Source organism: Shewanella sp., from assembly GCF_013214165.1.
Lineage (GTDB): Bacteria > Pseudomonadota > Gammaproteobacteria > Enterobacterales > Shewanellaceae > Shewanella.
Genome location: NZ_JABSSM010000165.1, coordinates 1 through 2,701 on the forward strand (window position 1 = coordinate 1; position 2,701 = coordinate 2,701).

A 2,701-nucleotide genomic window follows, 5' to 3' on the forward strand; every position below is an offset into this window, starting at 1 on the left:
GGCAGTACAACCGCTTTTAGCGGCTATGAGTCACATCAGTAGCAATTAGAGTTAGTTAAAAGTCAAAGGCTAACTAAGGTAAAAATACCTTAGTTAGAGAGGTATTGTCTTGACGGGGAGGGAGCGTCCATATATGGCCTGATTAATTTTTATTTGAGGGGTTTAATCATGGCTGATACCCTGCATTCACTACGTTGAACTTGAGGGAAGTTAACCTATCAAAAATCTTATGGGTGTCCACTTATCACGGGTGCATCAAACTCACCGCCTTGATACTTTAAGTTAAAATAAATCATCGCCTTGTATGCCATTTAGCACTCACAATGTCAGCACTTGTATGTGGTCAAAGGCTTCATTTTTATGTTGGGTGGCTCGATAAATTGATTCTTGCTGCTTAATCGTTTTAGCTTGAACTTCACTCGACGTAAATCCGCCTAAACAATCTAGCCTCCACTGCTGTACTTGTTCACGAAATAAGCCTTTCTCTCGGCAGTACCGACTCACTTCAGTTTCGGTCATCGGAGCCGTTTCGATGATGACTGCAAGCTTAGCTTCTGCTGACCAGTCATCACTGGTTAATGTTTTACCGGGCACAGGGCGACCTTCTTTTCTGAGTTTATTTCGCCAATTATACAAGGTTTTAGTCGAAATCCCTTCACAATGCGCAACCTCTGCGACAGTCATATTTAGGGGCGGTAATAACTTTTTAAGGATCGCTTCTTTACGTTCTTGTGAATATCGGGTCATCTCGCTCTCTGTTAACCGCCCCCCTATATTAAATTAATGGATTATTTTAAGTGGTGACAACTATCCTGACACAGGGGGAAAGACACGCGATGCAAGACAAGGATATTTTGTCCAATCGGACAATCGGACAATCGTACTTGAATCTGCACAAGATAAACCCGATGCGATTGATACAAAGGTAAGTATTAAACAAAGTGATATACATTTTTCAATTAAATATGTATAAGTTATATAAACAATTAACTTGTACATATTATTGAAATGTCTAAATATGTTTATCCAGCCTTACTGTCATTAGTATTGTTCACCGTTACATTTGCGGTAAACCTTCAAACACCCCTTTATGGAGTCTATACCGCAGAAAGTAACATTGGTTCAACTGCTGTTACCTTAGCTTTTGCCGCTTATGTAGTGGGTATATTACCAACACTTTTTTTCTTGGGAGGACTTTCAGATAGAGTAGGTCGTTGCTTGCCAATCATCATTGCATTGCTTCTATGTGTTAGCGCTACAATACTTCTTGTTATAAATCCAAGCTGGGGGAGCTTATTTATAGCACGCTTATTACTTGGTGTTGGTACGGGATTAGTGATGACGTCTGGAGCGGCTTATATGGCGGAACTGTTAGATAACAGCAAGGAACAATTTGCAACATTATTAGTCACCTCTGCAACGTCAATAGGTTTCTCCGGCGGAGCTTTAGCAACTAGCCTCAGTCTAAGTTTGCAGGGACCCACACTGATGCCTGCCAGCTTTGTCATACTGTTCATATTAGTCCCCATACTGGTGGTCGCATTTATTAACATGCCACGGGTATATACACCTAAACCTGTACCTTTATTTCGCTTGCCTATTTTTCCTAATAAAACATGGGTATATGGAATATCAATGACATTAGCTTGGGCTACCACAGGAATGATCATTGCCGTAGTTCCATTACAGTTAAAACAATTACAACTCGAAGGTTGGACTGGACTGGTTATTTTCTTAGCTATCTTTGTAGGTTTTCTTTGTCAGCCGATAGCTCGGAAAATGAATAATAAAAATTCACTTGCGTTAGGTTTAATTTTAATTCCTGTCGGCTTCCTTATCTTGATCTTGGGTGTTTGGCTTAAGTCTTTGATTCTTATTCTTTTAGGCTCGGCTACAACTGGTGCAGCGAGCTATGGCTTTACATACCTTGCCGCTTTATCCGAATTTGCTTCAAGAGCCCCCGATAATAGAGCAAGGGCCACAGCGGGGTTCTTTATCTATGCGTATTTTGGTTTTTCTATTCCTGTTATAGCCAGTGGTGCAATAGCGGACATTTTTGGACTATTACCTGCGATGATCATTTTTAACGCAGGACTTATAATTGTTACCTTAATCATCGCGCTTATTTGGTTAAGAAAAAGAAATCATGCCTATTGGAATCTTGAAACTGAACCCACAGTTAAATAAAAATGAAATACTTAGCATCAATATGATGTCGAAAAAGTTGACGTAGAAGGTAACATGTTGATGATGTTCAGACATTTATTCACATCTCCACTGCATGACACTTAACTTCTCGATGCGACATTTTCCAACGGATATCATCATGCTGGCGCTTCGGTATTACCTAGCCTACAAACTAAGTTACCGTGAAATTGAGCAGATGTTCTCTCCGCCCAGCGTCAACCAAATGATAAATACTCTAGAAAAAAAGAGGCTCATTCATAAGGAACCCCGCACAGCTAAGTGCTTAACCAAAAGACGAAAAAGACAGGACAGAAAAAGACAGGACAGCCATATCTTTTGTCTTTTCAATCGAAAAAGACAGGACAGCCATATCTTTTGTCTTTTCAATTATCCCCTACTAAGCTTTAAGTTATCTTGATTTAGCTTTTTATGAGGTAGCTTCTATGACTTCAGCTCGACGAACCCTTATCGACCCAGAATCGACTCCGTTTTATCACATAATTAATCGTTGTGT

At 40.0% G+C, this 2,701-nt stretch carries 1 protein-coding gene and 2 pseudogenes; 2 read left to right on the forward strand and 1 reads right to left on the reverse strand.

Going from position 1 to position 2,701, the window contains the following annotated elements; translation table 11 throughout:
* Positions 1–387 precede the first annotated feature (387 nt).
* A pseudogene (locus HRU42_RS20880) lies at positions 388–747 on the reverse strand (transposase); the annotation flags it as partial.
* Between the two features lie 261 nt (positions 748–1,008).
* On the opposite strand from HRU42_RS20880, the gene HRU42_RS20885 reads away from it, so the two are divergent.
* On the forward strand, positions 1,009–2,187 hold the full coding sequence (locus HRU42_RS20885; protein ID WP_295033995.1) for an MFS transporter: 1,179 nt from the start codon (positions 1,009–1,011) through the stop codon (positions 2,185–2,187).
* A 94-nt stretch (positions 2,188–2,281) separates the two neighbouring features.
* Positions 2,282–2,425 (forward strand): annotated as a pseudogene (locus HRU42_RS20890) (IS6 family transposase); the annotation flags it as partial.
* Positions 2,426–2,701: the final 276 nt, after the last annotated feature.